1 protein-coding gene is annotated in these 1,698 nt (G+C 48.7%); it reads left to right on the top strand.

The genetic code is table 11. The features are described from left to right. Positions 1 to 60 precede the first annotated feature (60 nt). Positions 61 to 1,326 carry an IS110 family transposase gene (locus ACQKPA_RS33160; RefSeq protein WP_427496517.1) on the top strand — a complete coding sequence of 422 codons (1,266 nt, stop codon included), beginning with the start codon at positions 61 to 63 and terminating at the stop codon, positions 1,324 to 1,326. The last annotated feature ends 372 nt before the right edge of the window (positions 1,327 to 1,698 follow it).

The following is a 1,698-nucleotide window of genomic DNA, read 5'->3' as shown; positions in this document are numbered from 1 at the left end:
TACGATGGGGTTGCACACGAGGTCATAGCCTCAAAAAACCCATCAGGAGGTCGCTCTACTATGAAGTTTAAGGCACAGGAGAAGCAAAATCAACTCATTGAAAACATTACCGTTCATCATCTAGTCATCGGCGTAGATATCGCTCAGGAGATCCATGTTGCTCGCGCAGTCAGCTTTCGAGGTATTGCACTAGGTACACCGCTAGACTTTAGCAACCACCTTGAAGGTTTTGAGTTGTTTCGTCACTGGATTCAAGATCTGCTTCTGACCTACAAGCTTAATAAAGTCATTGTGGGCATGGAGCCTACAGGCCACTACTGGCTGAGCTTAGCTCGCTGGCTTTCTTCGCAAGGCATTGAGGCCGTTCTCGTTAATCCTCATCTCGTCAAAAAGAACAAGGAAAACCGGGACAATACCCCATCCAAAAGCGATCGCAAGGACGCACTAGTTATCGCAGACATGATTAAAAACGGTTACTATACCCCTGTACGTTTCAACCCTGAAGCCTATGAAGAACTCCGGGTCCTCATGGCTAACCGGGATACGGTAACCAAGCGGCTCAATAGTACTGTAAATCAAATTCATCGCTGGGTGGATATTGTCTTTCCTGAGTTGCGGCAGGTCTTCAAGATCCTCACCTGCACCAGCGCCATCGCTACCCTCAGACTCTTTCCCTTGCCAAAGGATATTAGTCGGTTAACGACCGAACAAATCCTCACCGGCTGGAAGCAATACGTAAAACGTCATGCGGGAGTTAAACGGGCAGAGCAGCTCATTTCACTAGCAAAATGCAGTGTTGGCGCCACGCAAGCACTCCACGCCTACAAGCTTCATTTGGGGCAACTGCTTGAAGAATATGACTTGGCGCAGCGCCAGCTTGAACAGATTGAGTATGAGCTCCAACTCATACTCGAGCGTATTCCTTACGCGCAGAAGCTCCTTGAAATACGAGGTGTAAATGCAACGAGCTTAGCGGGTGTGCTCGGCGAGGCTGGTGATCTAAGCGGCTATACGCATGGTAATGCTCTCCTGCGGCATGCCGGCTTGAATCTGGCTGAGTCGAGTTCTGGGAAATGGCGAGGAAAGATGGTACTCAGCAAACGCGGTCGCCCACGTCTGCGTCATTTTCTCTATCTCATGACGATGTGTATGGTGATGACCAACCCGGAAATTCGGGCTTTACACCACTACAATGTTGAGGAAAAGAAGTTAAAGAAGATGAAATCCATTATGAAATTGTGCGGTAAAGTGGCGCGTATGCTTGTCGGTCTGTCTAAAAGCAGCGAAACTTACGATTCGACCAAAGTTTTCCCACAGGCAGCATAAAACAAGTCGATCCTCACCAGCTCATGCATTCGCAGGATGATAAGAAGCACGGAGTATCGGGAGACGTTACGCAAAAGGGCTCGGACCCGTTCCGTTAGAAAGACCGACCTCCACCCCTTAGTTAGATGTGACGAAGGAATGATAGGGCTTTGACCCGTTGAGACATGGGAGCGAGAATCGCTAGGGCGAAGTGGAGACGTGCAATATATGGAACAATATGGGTGATAAATGCCTCACCTTTGTTTGCGCATGCCCTTTTCTATGCACCCCAGCCAAAAGTTCCTCCATGACTTCTTCTCTCACACTTACCATAGGGTGAAATCCTGCGAATTCATGAGTCTGAGTGAGGAAACTGAATCATTTCGAGGGAGC

The sequence above is a fragment of the Paenibacillus sp. NPDC093718 genome (assembly GCF_050279985.1).
In the GTDB taxonomy this organism is placed as follows: Bacteria; Bacillota; Bacilli; order Paenibacillales; family Paenibacillaceae; genus Paenibacillus_AQ.
This window is presented reverse-complemented; position numbering and strand designations above follow the sequence as displayed.

Coding starts and splice junctions, on each gene's coding strand:
- ACQKPA_RS33160 (WP_427496517.1), top strand. CDS start 61: ATGAAGTTTAAGGCACAGGAGAAGCAAAATCAACTCATTGAAAACATT.